Origin of the sequence: Pseudoalteromonas sp. 68 DY56-GL68 (assembly GCF_041414825.1) — a bacterium.
Classification (GTDB): domain Bacteria; phylum Pseudomonadota; class Gammaproteobacteria; order Enterobacterales; family Alteromonadaceae; genus Pseudoalteromonas.
The window spans coordinates 1-14,992 of the sequence record NZ_JAOCZL010000011.1; the positions used below are offsets into that span (position 1 = coordinate 1).

At 41.8% G+C, this 14,992-nt stretch carries 16 protein-coding genes; 4 read left to right on the forward strand and 12 right to left on the reverse strand.

Annotation, left to right across the window (positions count from 1 at the left end; translation table 11 throughout):
- Positions 1-1,185, forward strand: a complete 1,185-nt coding sequence (gene tuf / locus NYF15_RS07095; protein WP_062567544.1) for an elongation factor Tu — start codon at positions 1-3, stop codon at positions 1,183-1,185.
- Positions 1,186-1,262: 77 nt separating this feature from the next.
- Here the strand turns inward: tuf and NYF15_RS07100 are convergent, their stop codons facing one another.
- The 7 genes from NYF15_RS07100 to NYF15_RS07130 form a co-directional block, all read right to left on the reverse strand.
- Positions 1,263-2,138 (reverse strand): hypothetical protein, encoded by an 876-nt coding sequence (locus NYF15_RS07100; protein WP_371353184.1) that lies wholly within the window; start codon positions 2,136-2,138, stop codon positions 1,263-1,265.
- A gap of 124 nt (positions 2,139-2,262) precedes the next feature.
- Entirely contained in the window at positions 2,263-3,456 is a 1,194-nt protein-coding gene (locus tag NYF15_RS07105; RefSeq protein ID WP_062568382.1) for a dipeptidase, read from the reverse strand.
- A gap of 59 nt (positions 3,457-3,515) precedes the next feature.
- Complete coding sequence (locus NYF15_RS07110) at positions 3,516-3,773, reverse strand: YheU family protein (RefSeq protein ID WP_130149205.1); 258 nt, start codon at positions 3,771-3,773, stop codon at positions 3,516-3,518.
- Positions 3,770-4,750 carry a hydrolase gene (locus tag NYF15_RS07115; protein WP_371353185.1) on the reverse strand — a complete coding sequence of 327 codons (981 nt, stop codon included), beginning with the start codon at positions 4,748-4,750 and terminating at the stop codon, positions 3,770-3,772. Before NYF15_RS07115 ends, NYF15_RS07110 begins: the two co-directional genes overlap by 4 nt.
- A gap of 142 nt (positions 4,751-4,892) precedes the next feature.
- Positions 4,893-5,033, reverse strand: coding sequence for a DUF3149 domain-containing protein (locus NYF15_RS07120; protein WP_074989877.1), 141 nt, complete (start codon positions 5,031-5,033; stop codon positions 4,893-4,895).
- 237 nt (positions 5,034-5,270) lie between these two features.
- Positions 5,271-5,687: a TIGR02444 family protein gene (locus NYF15_RS07125; RefSeq protein ID WP_371353186.1), complete on the reverse strand. Its 417-nt coding sequence runs from the start codon at positions 5,685-5,687 to the stop codon at positions 5,271-5,273.
- The gene (locus tag NYF15_RS07130) at positions 5,674-7,593 is read right to left on the reverse strand and encodes an ATP-binding cassette domain-containing protein (RefSeq protein WP_371353187.1); all 1,920 of its coding nucleotides are present in this window, start codon (positions 7,591-7,593) and stop codon (positions 5,674-5,676) included. Before NYF15_RS07130 ends, NYF15_RS07125 begins: the two co-directional genes overlap by 14 nt.
- A 129-nt stretch (positions 7,594-7,722) precedes the next feature.
- Here NYF15_RS07130 and NYF15_RS07135 point away from each other — a divergent pair, with 129 nt between their 5' ends.
- Positions 7,723-7,926: a YheV family putative zinc ribbon protein gene (locus NYF15_RS07135; RefSeq protein WP_062568377.1), complete on the forward strand. Its 204-nt coding sequence runs from the start codon at positions 7,723-7,725 to the stop codon at positions 7,924-7,926.
- 19 nt (positions 7,927-7,945) lie between these two features.
- Here the strand turns inward: NYF15_RS07135 and NYF15_RS07140 are convergent, their stop codons facing one another.
- Positions 7,946-8,158 carry a SlyX family protein gene (locus NYF15_RS07140; RefSeq protein ID WP_062568376.1) on the reverse strand — a complete coding sequence of 71 codons (213 nt, stop codon included), beginning with the start codon at positions 8,156-8,158 and terminating at the stop codon, positions 7,946-7,948.
- Positions 8,145-9,143: a WD40 repeat domain-containing protein gene (locus NYF15_RS07145; protein ID WP_062568375.1), complete on the reverse strand. Its 999-nt coding sequence runs from the start codon at positions 9,141-9,143 to the stop codon at positions 8,145-8,147. The genes NYF15_RS07140 and NYF15_RS07145 overlap by 14 nt, the downstream gene beginning before the upstream one ends.
- A gap of 203 nt (positions 9,144-9,346) precedes the next feature.
- Between NYF15_RS07145 and fkpA the strand changes: the two genes are divergently transcribed.
- The gene (gene fkpA, locus NYF15_RS07150; RefSeq protein ID WP_062568374.1) at positions 9,347-10,102 is read left to right on the forward strand and encodes an FKBP-type peptidyl-prolyl cis-trans isomerase; all 756 of its coding nucleotides are present in this window, start codon (positions 9,347-9,349) and stop codon (positions 10,100-10,102) included.
- A 58-nt stretch (positions 10,103-10,160) separates the two neighbouring features.
- On the opposite strand, the gene NYF15_RS07155 is transcribed toward fkpA, so the two are convergent.
- Together NYF15_RS07155 and NYF15_RS07160 are read right to left on the reverse strand one after the other, a co-directional pair.
- Positions 10,161-11,207: an LD-carboxypeptidase gene (locus NYF15_RS07155; RefSeq protein ID WP_371353188.1), complete on the reverse strand. Its 1,047-nt coding sequence runs from the start codon at positions 11,205-11,207 to the stop codon at positions 10,161-10,163.
- Positions 11,208-11,353: 146 nt separating this feature from the next.
- Positions 11,354-11,824, reverse strand: a complete 471-nt coding sequence (locus NYF15_RS07160) for an Rsd/AlgQ family anti-sigma factor (RefSeq protein WP_062568372.1) — start codon at positions 11,822-11,824, stop codon at positions 11,354-11,356.
- Between the two features lie 609 nt (positions 11,825-12,433).
- On the opposite strand from NYF15_RS07160, the gene hemE reads away from it, so the two are divergent.
- Positions 12,434-13,498: a uroporphyrinogen decarboxylase gene (gene hemE, locus NYF15_RS07165; RefSeq protein WP_054562901.1), complete on the forward strand. Its 1,065-nt coding sequence runs from the start codon at positions 12,434-12,436 to the stop codon at positions 13,496-13,498.
- Between the two features lie 50 nt (positions 13,499-13,548).
- On the opposite strand, the gene sthA is transcribed toward hemE, so the two are convergent.
- Complete coding sequence (sthA, locus tag NYF15_RS07170; RefSeq protein ID WP_237120363.1) at positions 13,549-14,979, reverse strand: Si-specific NAD(P)(+) transhydrogenase; 1,431 nt, start codon at positions 14,977-14,979, stop codon at positions 13,549-13,551.
- Positions 14,980-14,992 lie beyond the last annotated feature (13 nt).

A 14,992-nucleotide genomic window follows, 5' to 3' on the forward strand; every position in this document is an offset into this window, starting at 1 on the left:
ATGGCAAAAGAAAAGTTTGAACGCGTAAAACCGCACGTAAACGTAGGTACAATCGGCCACGTTGACCACGGTAAAACTACCCTAACTGCAGCAATCACTAACGTACTTGCAAAAGTATACGGTGGTGTAGCGAAAGACTTCGCATCAATCGATAACGCTCCAGAAGAGCGTGAGCGTGGTATCACAATCTCAACTTCACACGTTGAGTACGATACACCAACTCGTCACTACGCACACGTAGACTGTCCAGGACACGCCGATTATGTTAAAAACATGATCACTGGTGCTGCTCAAATGGACGGCGCAATCCTAGTAGTTGCTGCGACTGACGGTCCTATGCCACAAACTCGTGAGCACATCCTACTTTCTCGTCAGGTTGGTGTACCTTACATCATCGTATTCATGAACAAATGTGACATGGTTGACGACGAAGAGCTACTTGAGCTAGTTGAGATGGAAGTTCGTGAACTTCTTTCTGAGTACGACTTCCCAGGTGATGACCTACCTCTAATCCAAGGTTCTGCGCTTAAAGCGTTAGAAGGTGAGAAAGAGTGGGAAGACAAAATCGTTGAGCTTGCAGAAGCACTAGATTCTTACATCCCAGAGCCAGAGCGTGACATCGATAAGCCATTCATCATGCCTATCGAAGACGTATTCTCAATCCAAGGCCGTGGTACAGTTGTAACTGGCCGTGTTGAAGCTGGTATCATCAACGTGAATGACGAAGTTGAAATCGTAGGTATCAAAGAAACTACGAAGACAACGTGTACAGGTGTTGAGATGTTCCGTAAGCTTCTAGACGAAGGTCGTGCGGGTGAGAACATCGGTGCACTTCTACGTGGTACTAAGCGTGAAGACGTTGAACGTGGTCAAGTACTAGCTAAGCCTGGTTCAATCACTCCACACACGAAGTTCACTTCAGAAGTATACGTACTTTCTAAAGATGAAGGTGGTCGTCACACGCCATTCTTCAAAGGTTACCGTCCACAGTTCTACTTCCGTACAACTGACGTAACAGGTGACGTACAGTTACCAGACGGCGTTGAAATGGTAATGCCTGGTGACAACATCAAGATGACTGTAGAACTAATCGCTCCAATCGCGATGGACGAAGGTTTACGCTTCGCTATCCGTGAAGGTGGCCGTACAGTTGGTGCTGGTGTTGTAGCAACTATCGTTGAGTAATATCAACAGATAGAGCTTCACAGCTTATAAAAAGGTCGCCTAGGCGGCCTTTTTTAATGCCTAACAGAACGTTTTGGCTACTGCTCGATAAATTTATTGAGCTCATCTCTTAAGTGCGGGTGCTTAAGGTTATTAGTCATAGCATTCGCCACTTTACTATCACCATTGGATTCTAGCATTTGGATGCGCTGTGCCAGAGTTGTCGCTAATTGGATTTTTCCCAACTGCTTGGCGCGGAAAAACTGCGCCACTAATGCACTTGCTGAAAGATTTTTAACGTACTCATTTGCATCATTTAATAATAGCTTTTGAAAATAGTCGGCTAGTTTAGGTGAAACTGCATCTAAGTGAGATAAATTCTCTAATGCTTGAATGCGTACCTTAGGCTCGTTTGTATACTCACTGATGCTTATCATGGCATCAATGGCCGAGGATTCCTGTGTATCATCCAAGTCTCGTCTCAGCATACCTAAGGTCATTCTGAGTTGTCCATAAGCTGCTAGGCGATCATCGTCGGTATTACTCATGTTTAATAACGCTGTAAATGCATCATTAATCGATTTATTCGCGTAGTTCGGATCGGCTTTTATACGCTGTCGATAATCTTCAGGTAGTTGCCGGAACCAATTTACGGAAGGATTTCTTTTCGTTGCTTCTGCGATACGTGCTTTTTCACGCTCTTCGATGACTTGCTTTACTTTTGATTCGATAAGCGAAGGCTCAATCGTGGGCGTACTATTTTCAAGCTCGTTAATGCGTGTCTCTAAGTCAAGAATATAACCATGTAGAGCAACGAGGTTTTCTCTATCTTGTTTGGGAATAATTGAATCATCGATAGTAAAGGGAAGTGAACTAGGAGCTCGTTGCTTATCCACACTGAAATGGTTGTAAATCGTTAGTCCAAGCGCAGTGCTTGCCAAAACAAGTGCAATATTTCCTTGCCAAGTCGACATATCACATCATCCAAGTTGCTTTGTAATACCAGCAGATTAAAGCAGGCAATTAGTATTATCAATCACTTGTACTGATAAAAACAAAAAGCGCAGTGAGTACTGCGCTTTGATTAGTGATTAAAAGTTAGTGGGCTTTTGCATACGCTTCAGCTTGTTGCCAAACACGTAACATATTGCCACTTAGAATCTTTTTAATATCTTTATTGCTGTAGCCTCTATCCATAAGCCCTTGAACAAGGTTAGGGTAGCTTGCTACATCTTTTAAGCCAGTAGGTAGAGAGTCGCCTACACCATCGTAGTCAGACCCAATACCAACATAATCAATACCAATGAGCTCAACGACATGGTCGATGTGATCTAGCACCTGCTCAAGACTTGCATAAGGGAATGGATTTTTAGCACGATAAGCTGCGTCAAAATCTTTGCTTAGCTTAGTACCGTCTTTTTTCTTATCGGCTTTTGCAGATTTTAGTTGGTCATACCAAGATCCAGCTTGTGCTGTCACAAAGCTTGAACCAAAGTTGATTTGAATAACGCCGCCATTCTTTTTCAGTGCTAATAGCATGTCATCATTCATATTACGCTCAAAGCCAGGCGTATATTTACGCAGTGAAGAGTGTGATGCAATCACAGGTACTTTTGAAATTTCCATTACTTGATAAAATGCATCATCAGAAATATGTGAAACATCTACCAACATACCTATGTTATTCATTTCTTTGACTAACTCTTTACCGAATGGGCTCAGGCCTTTCCATTTACGGCGGATATCATAAGATGAGTCAGAAATATGGTTGCTCTGTGAGTGTGCAAGGGTGATGTAGCGCACACCACGATCATAAAAATGCTTAAGGTTTTTCATCTCACCTTCAATCGGCGAGCCGTTTTCCATACCCATTGCAATCGACATTTTGCCTTGTTTAAACTGTGCTTTGATATCGGCGGTTGAATCTGCAATAGCAAACTTATCAGGGGCACGTTGCACAATGGCTTCCATACTATCAATCAGCTGATTAGCAAGTTGGTAACTTTTCCCTTTGCCTTCAAATTCTAGGTTTGCAGGAATATAAATCGACATGAAAGGAGCGTTCAAACCACCTTGTACTGCGCGTGGGTAGTCAAAATCGCCGTCATCGGTGGCTTTTGTTACATCAGCCCACTTATTATGAATGCGATAAGGCACATCGATATGGGTGTCAATTAAAATAGTGTCTTTTGCCAGTTTTATGGCTTTGTCTGATGCAGTAGCCTGTTCAGCGTGTGCTTGGCTAATTAAAGCCAGCGAAACGGCGGCAACCAATGAGCTTAGTTTTTTCATTTTTAATGGCTCTTTAAGTTAAAAAGCCATTGTGAAGGGTTACAGTATAACTTACAAGTTTAGTCGTTAAACGACGCTTGATACTCAGGATCAGCTTGCAGAGCAACGAATTCAGCTTTCGATATTATTGTTACTGATTCATGTAACTCAGAAAAAAACACCATCGCTTCACCACTTTTAAGCTGTTGATGAACCTGCGCAACTTTATTTTCAATACTTACCTCTTGCTCACCATAATCGGTGCCTTCACGTAGCACATAACTTTCAATTAGGTTATATAGCGTGTCTTTATCAATTTGTTCATGAGGGATGATCATAACTGCTCTTTTTTAACGATCTGTGTGAAGTAGCTAGGCACTATGTGCTCTAACCAATAAACAGGCTTAAATGGGTTATTACCACTAATAAAGCCTACGTGCCCGCCTTTGTCTGACACTCGCAGAGTAACATAGTCACTGACATCTGTACCATTAGGCACAGCTTTTACTGATAGCATGGGGTCATCTTTAGCATGTACGATTAGGGTCGGTGTTGCGATTGTTTTTAGGTAAGGTTTAGCGCTAGCTTGTTGATAATAATCTTCTGCCCCTGAAAAGCCATGTAAGGGGGCGGTTAGCATGTCATCAAACTGCCATAAGTTATTAATTGATTTTAACTTTTCAGGTGTGAGATTTATTTGTTGCTGAATTTGTGGCAACTTTCTTTGCATTGATTTTTTCATGCGATCAAGCAGGTATTTTTGGTATATCTTGCACAAACTTTTACGAATAATTTCACACGAGGCAGACAAGTCAAATGGCGCCGATACTACCGCAGCGCCAGTTAAGTGTGAGGATTTGCCTTGTTCACCTAAGTATTTAGCTAAGACATTGCCACCTAAAGAAAAACCGACGGCAAATAATGGGCGAGAAGGAAATTTACCTTTCAAATAATTAATAAAAAAGCGCAGGTCTTCAGTTTCACCACTATGATAGGCGCGAGCCAATCGATTAACTTCCCGTGAGCAGTTGCGAAAATGCATAAGCACAACCGCAAACCCTTGCTGTTTTAGTTTTTTCATCATGCCCTTGGCATAAAAGCTATTTATATTGCCTTCAAGCCCGTGTAATACAATTGCCAGTGGTGCTTGGTCATTGTGGGGTTGTGCCCATGCAAGTTCTAAGAAATCACCATCTGGAGTGTTAAGTGTCGATAAGTTGTAACGTGTTTTATGAAAAGGGCGAAAAAAGCGCGGCATTATGGTTTGTAAATGGCGATTGCGCATCCACCACGCAGGTTTAAACTCAGGTAACATAGTTGACACTTTAAAGACAAAACAAGCGCCTATTGTAGCAAGTTTTTGCTTTTTTAGAACAGTTTAACGATTTTGGCTTATGCAAATAAAAAGCCCCTAAACAATAAAATTGGATAGGGGCTTTGTGCGTCGTGCTTAATTCTTACTTAGGAACTTCAGCGTCGTGTACTTTTTTAATGAAATACCCGACGTAAAAAAGGCATAAAACGATAACAACTGCCAAAATGCCAAATGACATAAATAAGACTGGGTCGCTAAAAAAATCTCTAAAGAATACGTTCATGGTTGTGCCTCCTAATGTCTATGGGTTAATCATAGGCTGGCTTGGCATAGCCTGACATGATCCAGATCAAGCTATTTTCCTGAAGCTACACAAGGCGATTTAGAAGTTGATTTGGATCAAGTTTGCTGAGTCTGAGTTATTAGTACTCGCCTTTATTCGAGCGAGAGCGTTATTTTATTGCTGTGAAATTTTATGGGGTAAGGTAGTGGTGATATGAGCTGGGTTTGCTAATCACCTTTATCTTATATACAGCTTTAAATTATCTGCTTTTGGGTTTGATGTAAGTGTGCAAGTATTCACGCTATCAATGAGCATTTGTTGCTGTTGTTTTTCGAGCTTTAGTTCTGCACTGAGTAATTCTTTACGAATCGTGGCGTAGTCAGCAATGTCGACTTGATTGGCTTTTAGATAGCCGCGAGCCGTGCGTAGAGGTTTTAATACCTGCTCGTCAAACTCAACAATACATAATTCAAGCTGATTAAGTTGAGATTCGTTTAAAGCAAGCTCAAGAGAGTTTAAATAATAAAGCAACAAGCACAAATTCACATTTTTGCCTTGCTGGTTTTGATAATCTAACAGCCGTGTTTGCATGCCTTCTTTATTATAAAGCCGGCACGCAAACTGCCAAAATGCTTCGCTATTAAGCGGTTTCATCGGCAAAGGCCTGTTCTTTTTCTTCGAGTTCTTCCAGCGCCATCAATAATTCTTCTTCAACGGCATTTAGTTTTGGGGTTAACTCAGCTTGCTTCGCTAGTAACTTTGTTAGCTTTGCTTTATTGTCATCATTATATAAATCATTGTCGCCGAGTGCGGTTTCAACTTCATTAAGTTCTGTTGCGTACTTATCGAGCTGCTTTTCAAGCGTGTCGATTTGCTTTTTTAATGGCTGCACTGACTTTCTAAACTCAGCTTCTAAGCGCTTTTGTTCCTTGCGGTTTACACTTGAATGAGCTTTTGTTGCATTATCTTCTGGTGTTTTCGCCGCTTCTTTATTCGCATTTAGAAGCCACTGGTAATAAGCATCAAGGTCGTAGCCAAATTGCGTGACTTCGCCGTTATCAACAAGGTAATACTCATCGGCGGTATTTTTTAGCATATGGCGGTCGTGCGATACGGTAACCATCGCACCTTCAAATCCTTGCAGTGCCATTACAAGAGCATGTCGCATTTCTAAATCCAAATGGTTGGTAGGCTCATCCAGTAAGAGTAAGTTGGGTTTTTGATATACCAACATCGCCAGCACTAAACGTGCTTTTTCACCCCCCGAAAATGGCGCAACTGGCTCAAGGGCTTTATCACCAATGAAGGCAAAGCCTCCTAAAAAGTCGCGCAGTGATTGCTCTGTTGCTTGCGGATTTAAACGTTGTAAATGCGTAACAGCACTGGCTGTTAAATCAAGAGACTCCAGTTGGTGCTGCGCAAAGTAACCAATATTTAAACCTTGATGCTGGAACACTTCGCCCGCTTGTGGGTCAAGCTCACCTGCTAATAGCTTGATAAGTGTAGACTTACCTGCACCATTTCGGCCAAGCAGGGCAATACGGCTACCAGGTACTAGGTTTAGCTTAATACTATGTAAAATAGTGATGTCGCCATAGCCCGCTTTGGCTTGGTCGAGTGTCATTAACGGGTTTGGCAGCGCAGTGGGTTCTGCAAATTCAAAATCGAAAGGAGAATCGGCATGCGCAGGCGCTAGTTTTTCCATTCGCTCTAAGGCTTTTACGCGGCTTTGTGCTTGTTTTGCTTTACTGGCTTTGGCCTTAAAGCGTGTAATAAACTTTTCTAGATGGGCTATTTGTTCTTGTTGCTTTTCGAACATAGCTTGCTGTTGCAGTAAACGCTCTGCTTTTTGGCGTTCGAATTGCGAGTAGTGGCCCTTGTAAACATTAATTTTTTGCTGATCGATGTGCCAAATTTGATCAACCACCGCGTCTAAGAATTCACGGTCGTGAGAAATCAGTACTAGGGTGCCAGTATAGGCGCGTAAAAAGCGCTCTAACCAGTATACGGCATCGAGATCTAAGTGGTTGGTTGGTTCATCTAACAGCAATAAGTCAGCGTCACGAATAAGCGCTTGAGCCAAGTTTAGGCGCATACGCCACCCACCTGAAAAGGCACTGACAGGGTTGTCTATTTGCTCATTACTAAAGCCTAAGCCATGTAGCAGTTCACCAGCTTTGGCTTCGATGCTATAACCTTGAATATGTTCAAGGCCGATATGCGCTTTGGCTTGTGCTGCGCCATCGTCATTTTTTTCAGCTTCGCGGAGTGCGATTCTGAGCGCATAATACTCAGGGTGGCCTTGCAAAACATAATCAAGCGCACTTATTTCCAGTGCCGGTGTTTCTTGTTTAACAGAGGCGATGGACCAATCTTTAGGGATGCTGCACTCACCCGCATCGAGCTGCAACTCAGACTTTAGCAAACTAAACAGTGTTGATTTACCACAACCATTAGCCCCAACAAGACCAACTTTATGTTCAGGGAAAAGTGTGGCGCTGGCTCCTTTAAGGAGTGCTTTACCACCACGAAGTAGTTCGATTTCTGAGATTTGGATCATTGAAAAATACTATGCTGAGTCCTAGTTAAGTTGCGTTATCATAACACGGATCCTATAAGGCTTCGCAATCGTATCAAACAGAGAATTATTAGGCTAAAATAGCGGCCTACATGCCACGGGAGATCACTTATGAGACAAAAAAAACGCTTTATTGCTGGTGCGTCATGCCCAGAATGTGGGGCTATGGATACCATGATGCTTTATAAAGAGCATGATGTCGAAAAAGTGGAGTGCGTACAGTGTGGCCATAAAATGACCCAGCCAGAGAAGGCTGTGCAAGCTTCAACACGTCAATTTGAGCAGGTAATTGGGGTATTTAAGCCGGGTGATTAACCCGGCCATTATTGTATGCTTAGTAATGTGGCGGAGGCGGCTCTTGTAACTGTGACATAAGAGAAGGCTGTTGCGCCTCTTTAATTTTTTCTGCGAGCAACTCGGTTTGGCGCTTCATTTTTGCCAATTGCTGTTGGTGCGCTTTAAGCTCATCATTCAATATTTCAATTGTTTCATCTTGAAACGCGACTTTCGCTTCAAGTTCCATGAGACGATCTTCAATTGTATTCATTCGATTCTCTTAAATTAAAACTTTCAGCGAATCCGCTGGAGCTTTCGGTTAATAACGCTTGGTTGTTATCAGTAAACGCAACATCTAACACCACGGCTGATTTCGGGCGACTTCCTTCACGAGGGAGTACTTGCCACGTTTGTAATTTTTTACCTGAGTCCAGTTGCCATAAATCCACGAGTCGATTCGGTGAACCGGTTGCAATTAAAGTGCCTTGATCATTAAAACGCACAGCGGTAAAAATTTTCTGACGCGCAATATACGCCAGTTTGCTAACAAGATCACCTGTAGTCAGTTGCCATACATTTGCTTGCTTCATACTATCTGCTGTAAATGCATATCGACCCTGTGGATCAAGCGCAACCTGAGTGACACGAGTTGGGTGATTAAAGCGGTGGATTACTTGCCCTGTGCGAGTATCCCAAAAGTAAGCTACGTAATCATTTGAGCCACTAATTGCATAGTGGCCATTGGGAGATAGATCAACAACGTTGACTTTTTCTTGATGACCGAGGAACTCTATACGCCTTCCGGTTTCTAAGTCGAGGTAAACGACTACACCGTCGGCGCGGCCATATAAAACGCTACGCCCTTGGTTACTTATGGCGATATCTCTAATAGTTGAGGCATGTATCTTATAGTAGCCCGTGTTTTCACCAGTGCTAATGTCCCACACTGCAAATGTGGACTTTTCAGCGGTGACTGCATGGCTATTGTCGTAAGAGATTGCCACTGTATGCACAAGACTATCTTGAGCTTGTTGTTGAAACCATTGGTATTTTAATACCTGCTGTTGATTATCCCACAGCGCGACCCCATGGTGTATTGATGAGATCAAGCTGTATTTGCCATCATGCGAAAGAGCAGATGCAAACGCACCTTTAGCCGCATGTTCATATCGTTCAGCGGATTGCTCATGTTGCTCAGTGCACGCAACGACTAAGCCAAAGCTTAGTAGATATAAAAAAGTACGAAATATCGACATATTACAGGTATTTCCCCTTAACTCTTAGTGATTGAGAGGTTAGACTAGGGCTCGTTAAAAGCCAAGGTTGTTAGTCTAATCACTAGATTATGCGTTTGCATAAAGTTTAGTTATTAGACAAGCAGCCTACCATAATAGGTCGTTAACCTTTAACTAGTAATAATACAATAATTGACAACTGCAAAGTGTGTCGGAGATATAAAATGAGAAAGACGATTAAATTGTCATTGATTGCAGCGTCAGTTTTAGCGCTAACAGCTTGTAATCAAGAAGCAAAAAAAGAACAGCAAGCTGAAGTTAAACTAGAGACTGAAGCACAACAACAAGCCTACGGTATCGGTGCATCTGTTGGTAACTTCTTAAACCAAGATTTAGCTGATAAAAAAGAGCTAGGTATTGAGTTAGACGAAGCGCTATTAAAGCGTGGCTTTGAAGATGCCCTTGCTGGTAACGCTAAACTAGACGATGAAAAAATTCGTGAAGTGTTAACTGCGCTTGATCAAAGCATGCGTACTAAGCAAGAAGAAAAAGCAAAAGTAGAAGCTGAAAAAAGCAAAGCCGAAGGTGAAAAATTCTTAGCTGAAAACGCGAAGAAAGAAGGTGTTACTGTTACTGAGTCTGGCTTACAGTACGAAGTGATCACCGAAGGTGAAGGCGAAAAGCCAGTAGCAACTGACGTTGTAAAAGTACATTACAAAGGTACTTTACTTGATGGCACTGAGTTCGATAGCTCATACTCACGTAACGAACCAACAACTTTCCCACTTAATCGTGTGATCCCAGGTTGGACTGAAGGTTTACAATTAATGCCAGTTGGCTCTAAGTACAAGTTCACAATCCCATCTGAACTTGCATACGGCGAGCGTGATCTTGGTAAGATTCCTGCTAATTCAACATTGGTTTTTGAAGTAGAATTACTTGAAATCCAAGACGAAGAAAAAGCAGCTGCTGCAGAGTAATTTATTACTCAGAAGAAAGAAAAGGGCCTCATGGCCCTTTTTTTGTACTTTCACTCATCTAGCTAAATACAGTTTCCCTCATTTTAAGCGTACCTTTGTTAGCATCAAGTTCAATTAACGCACCCACAGGTAAAATAAATTGGCGTTTAATATGGCCTATCATTGCACCGCGATAAGCGGGAATGCCTAATGGTTTAATATAATCTGCAAAAATATCATCAAGTGTTAACGAGCCATAACCACGACCAGGCTTGCACTCATTACAATCACCAAATACAAAACCCGCAATCTTATCAAGTGCACCCATGAGCTTTAATGTGCTCATCATGCGGTCAATTCGATACGGTGCTTCATCAATATCTTCTAAAAACAAAATGGCCCCGTTAAAGTCGGGAAGGTAATCAGAACCCGCCAAAGCGGTGAGTACTGTTAAGTTTCCACCGATTAAGCGACCCGTCGCCTTACCAGCTGTGATAGTTTGAGTCAGGTACTTGGTATTTACCAGCTCATCGTCTGCTTTAGGTAAATTTTGATAATGCATGTGCTTTCGTGCTTCGAACAGGCTTTTAAATTGCTCTACATGAAATGGATTCCATTCACTAGATGCGTTTGGGCCATGAAAACTAATCATGCCAGTTTTGGCAAGCAGTGCGTTATGTAAAGCGGTGATATCTGAGTAGCCCATGAGCGGCTTAGGGTTGTTGCGGATCATGGTGTAGTCGAGCAAAGGTAAAATACGAGCTGCGCCTGAACCACCACGCAAACAAAAAATAGCACCGACATCCGTATCGCTAAACAAGTTATTTAGGTCGTTGGCTCGCATAGCATCTGTTCCAGCTAAATGGCCTCGTCTTGCTAGAATATTAGGTGCCAGCCTTGCTTTATAACCCAGTGCTTCAATCACCCCTTTTGCTAGTATGATATCAGCATGTTCGGCGGTTGCCGCAGAAGGACTACAGACACCGATAGTACCTCCCTTAGTGAGTGCTTTTGGCTTAACTAAAGTGTGGCCACTGCTATTCTGTGCGGCAATTAGGGGAGCTGATGTTAGGCTTGCACCTGCTGCAAGAATTGAAAGTGACTTTAAAAATGACCGTTTATGCATGGCGAACCTCATGTTTTTATAGTATGAGTATCGCATATAAATATTTATTTCAAATATTTTTATTAGGATGGAATAATTGATTCTTTAAAGAAAGGCAAAAAGTGGCATTCAGCAGAGAATTTACTCTCTGCTGCTATGAAGTTGCACTAGCTAGTATGATTTGAATATAAGTTATCGATTAACTCATCTTCTAATTCAAAGCGTAGCTCAAGTGCTTCGCCTAGGGCAGATAAGTCTTTATCAAACTCATCCAGTAAATCATCTTTATCTACTTCAGCATATTTATCGTTAAAGTCGAGAGCAATGTCAGTTGTTTCTGAAATACGTGGGTAAAGTGCACTGGCAAGCTTTTGGCTTTCCGGGCCTTTCTCTTCACATGCTTTTGCAATGTCATCGTAAATTTCAAAATGACCAGCAGATAAGTAGTCCATTAAAATTTGACAAAAATTTTGGATTTGTAGTTGATCTGGAAGGGCATGATCTTTCTTTTCATACGGTGAAAAGCCCGCTATACGGCAGAACAGCACAAGTAGCTCTTGGCGCTCTGTGAGCCACTTATCGATAACAGAGTGGCTTCCACCCCATTTTTGTTGAGCTTTTTCCAAACGCGTCAGCATATTTCATCTCCTCGCTGAGTTGGTTTCCTTTCTATATAAAAAGGAAATATGACACAAAGATCAACTAATTCTTCGTGTTTAGTTACAACAAACTGTTAAAAGCCAACCTAGAAACATAAGACAGCATGTTGCTATATGAAAATGCGTGCCGTAATAGGTTAGGTTAATTTTTACTTTAACAGCAGTGTATGGGAAATAATTAAAAACTACTAGTGTTAATTTTTAACGTTGAAAATACTGAGGTGATTGTATAAATCAATGATTCAGAAAAGAAAAAACCACCAAAATTGGTGGTTTAATTCTTTTTCTAGACTTGTTAAAACAAGCTTTCTTATTGTTATGGGAAGATTTTTGTTCTTATTGTTATAAGATTTTTATTATTGTTTTTGTTAACGCGGGATAAGTTATACCAAGCTTTTTTCTTTGTTGCAAATTTATTAATGGAAAGTTTTAAAAATATTTTGTTTTCGTATAAAACCTGCTCTATTTGTTGGGCAGAGCCTAAAAATCGTGATCTATATCTAGGCTTGGTTATCTATCCATAGTGGGGCGCGTAATATGGTGATACAATCACCAGCAAAATTTCATTCAGTTCTAGGATCTATACGCATGAGCGAATTAAAAAACGACCGTTATTTACGTGCACTACAAAAACAACCTGTTGATGTCACTCCGGTATGGATGATGCGCCAAGCTGGCCGTTATTTACCTGAGTACCGTGCTACACGTGCCCAAGCAGGCGACTTTATGAGTTTATGTAAAAACGCTGAACTTGCTTGTGAAGTAACGTTACAGCCTTTACGTCGTTATCCGCTTGATGCTGCAATTCTATTTAGTGATATTTTAACTATTCCAGATGCAATGGGTTTAGGTCTGTATTTTGAAACGGGTGAAGGTCCTAAATTTGAGCGCCCGATTTCTTCATTAGCTGATGTAAAAAAAATCCCAAATATCGATCCAACTGATGAGCTTGGTTATGTTATGAATGCGGTAAGCACGATTCGTCGCGAACTAAAAGGTGAAGTACCACTGATTGGTTTCTCTGGGTCACCTTGGACACTTGCCACTTACATGGTTGAAGGTGGAAGCAGCAAAACATTCGGTAAAATCAAAAAAATGGCGTTTGCTGAGCCACAAACACTGCACTTATTACTTGATAAATTAGCTGACTCAGTCATTGACTATTTAAACGCGCAAGTTAAAGCGGGTGCGCAATCGTTAATGGTATTTGACTCATGGGGTGGAGTATTAAGCCCACGTGATTACAATGAGTTTTCATTACAATACATGCATAAGATTGTTGATGGCTTAATTCGCGAGCATGATGGTCGCAAAGTACCTGTAACACTGTTTACTAAAAATGGCGGTCAGTGGATTGAAGCAATCGCGGCGACGGGCTGTGATGCTGTAGGTCTAGATTGGACAATTAATATTGGTGATGCAAAGCGTCGTGTTGGCGATAAAGTAGCACTACAAGGGAACATGGACCCCGCCATGCTACATGGTACGCCTGAGCGTATTCGCCAAGAAGTAGCGACTATTCTTGAAGACTTTGGTACAGGCTCTGGCCATGTATTTAACCTAGGTCATGGTATTACACCTGATGTTGACCCAGAAAACGCAGGTGTATTTATCAACGCGGTTCATGAATTCAGTGGTAAATACCACAAATAAGCAAAAGCTAATGACGAAAAAGCCCGCGTTATTAAGCGGGCTTTTTTTATTTACTTAAACAAACGATTTAAACCATTTAATGCAGCTACGCGATAGGCTTCAGCCATAGTTGGGTAGTTAAACGTGGTATTCACAAAGTAATCAATGTTATTGCCGCCGTTCTTTTGCTCCATAATCGCTTGGCCGATGTGAACAATTTCAGAGGCACGCTCGCCAAAGCAATGCACACCGAGCACTTCTTTGGTATCAACATGGAATAAAATCTTTAAACTACCTACCTCAGTGCCTGCTATTTGTGCCCGCGCTAAATGTTTAAATTGGGCACGACCCACTTCGTATGGAATTTTAGCTGCGGTGAGCTCTTGCTCGGTTTTACCCACTGAGCTCATTTCAGGAATAGTATAAATCCCTGCCGGTATATCAATAATCAATTTTTCTTCGCAGTTACCACAGGCAATAGCATCAGCGGCGATTCGCCCTTGATCAAATGCCGCACTAGCAAGGCTTGGATAGCCAATAACATCACCAACAGCATAAATGTTATCGACTTCTGTTTGGTAAGTTTCATTCACTTTAAGCTGGCCACGACCATCTGCTTTTAGGCCAACAGCATCAAGGTTTAATGTATCGGTGTTACCCGTACGACCATTAGCAAACAAAATACAGTCTGCTTTAACTCGCTTGCCTGATTTTAAGTGCATCACAACACAATCATCGCGAGTTTCTACTCTATCAAATTCTTCGTTATGACGAATAACAATACCGCTGTTCCAAAAGTGATAGCTTAGTGCATCTGAAATTTCTGCATCCATAAAGGCAAGTAGGCGGTCGCGGGTATTTACTAGATCAACTTTTGCGCCTAAGCCTTTAAAAATAGAAGCGTATTCACAGCCAATCACACCTGCACCATAAATCAGTACGCGATGTGGGTCATGTTCAAGGCCTAAAATCGTGTCACTGTCGTAAATACGTGCATGATTAAAGTCAACGCCAGGTGGACGATATGGGCGAGAGCCTGTAGCAATGACAATTGTTTGCGCGGTGAGTGTTTCGTGCGAACCATCAAGGTGTGTAATTTTAATTGTGTGCTTGTCAACAAACTCAGCATCACCCTGATACATATGAATGCGGTTACGGTCATAAAAGCTACTACGTAAACTTGACTGCTTAGATATGACATTACTAGCGTGACGCAAAATATCTGGAAAAGTTAAGCGGTTCGGACGTTCGCTAATATTAAATAGCGGGTTTGCTTTATATTCAATGTAACGGCTTACAGAATGACGTAATGCTTTTGACGGAATAGTGCCCCAGTGCACACAGCCGCCGCCTACTGCTTCTTGGCGCTCAATGACAGCGACTTTCTTATTACTTTTAGATAGGTTCATGGCGGTACCTTCACCGCCAGGACCTGTCCCTATGATGATCGCATCATATTGATAAGATGGAGTATCTTTTTGCTTTACTTGTTGTTTGGCCACAGCCGCTCCTATA

Coding starts and splice junctions, on each gene's coding strand:
- NYF15_RS07110 (WP_130149205.1), bottom strand. CDS start 3,773: ATGATCATCCCTCATGAACAAATTGATAAAGACACGCTATATAACCTA.
- hemE (WP_054562901.1), top strand. CDS start 12,434: ATGAGCGAATTAAAAAACGACCGTTATTTACGTGCACTACAAAAACAA.
- NYF15_RS07120 (WP_074989877.1), bottom strand. CDS start 5,033: ATGAACGTATTCTTTAGAGATTTTTTTAGCGACCCAGTCTTATTTATG.
- NYF15_RS07140 (WP_062568376.1), bottom strand. CDS start 8,158: ATGAATACAATTGAAGATCGTCTCATGGAACTTGAAGCGAAAGTCGCG.
- NYF15_RS07130 (WP_371353187.1), bottom strand. CDS start 7,593: ATGATCCAAATCTCAGAAATCGAACTACTTCGTGGTGGTAAAGCACTC.
- NYF15_RS07155 (WP_371353188.1), bottom strand. CDS start 11,207: ATGCATAAACGGTCATTTTTAAAGTCACTTTCAATTCTTGCAGCAGGT.
- NYF15_RS07135 (WP_062568377.1), top strand. CDS start 7,723: ATGAGACAAAAAAAACGCTTTATTGCTGGTGCGTCATGCCCAGAATGT.
- NYF15_RS07145 (WP_062568375.1), bottom strand. CDS start 9,143: ATGTCGATATTTCGTACTTTTTTATATCTACTAAGCTTTGGCTTAGTC.
- NYF15_RS07115 (WP_371353185.1), bottom strand. CDS start 4,750: ATGTTACCTGAGTTTAAACCTGCGTGGTGGATGCGCAATCGCCATTTA.
- NYF15_RS07100 (WP_371353184.1), bottom strand. CDS start 2,138: ATGTCGACTTGGCAAGGAAATATTGCACTTGTTTTGGCAAGCACTGCG.
- fkpA (WP_062568374.1), top strand. CDS start 9,347: ATGAGAAAGACGATTAAATTGTCATTGATTGCAGCGTCAGTTTTAGCG.
- NYF15_RS07105 (WP_062568382.1), bottom strand. CDS start 3,456: ATGAAAAAACTAAGCTCATTGGTTGCCGCCGTTTCGCTGGCTTTAATT.
- tuf (WP_062567544.1), top strand. CDS start 1: ATGGCAAAAGAAAAGTTTGAACGCGTAAAACCGCACGTAAACGTAGGT.
- NYF15_RS07125 (WP_371353186.1), bottom strand. CDS start 5,687: ATGAAACCGCTTAATAGCGAAGCATTTTGGCAGTTTGCGTGCCGGCTT.
- NYF15_RS07160 (WP_062568372.1), bottom strand. CDS start 11,824: ATGCTGACGCGTTTGGAAAAAGCTCAACAAAAATGGGGTGGAAGCCAC.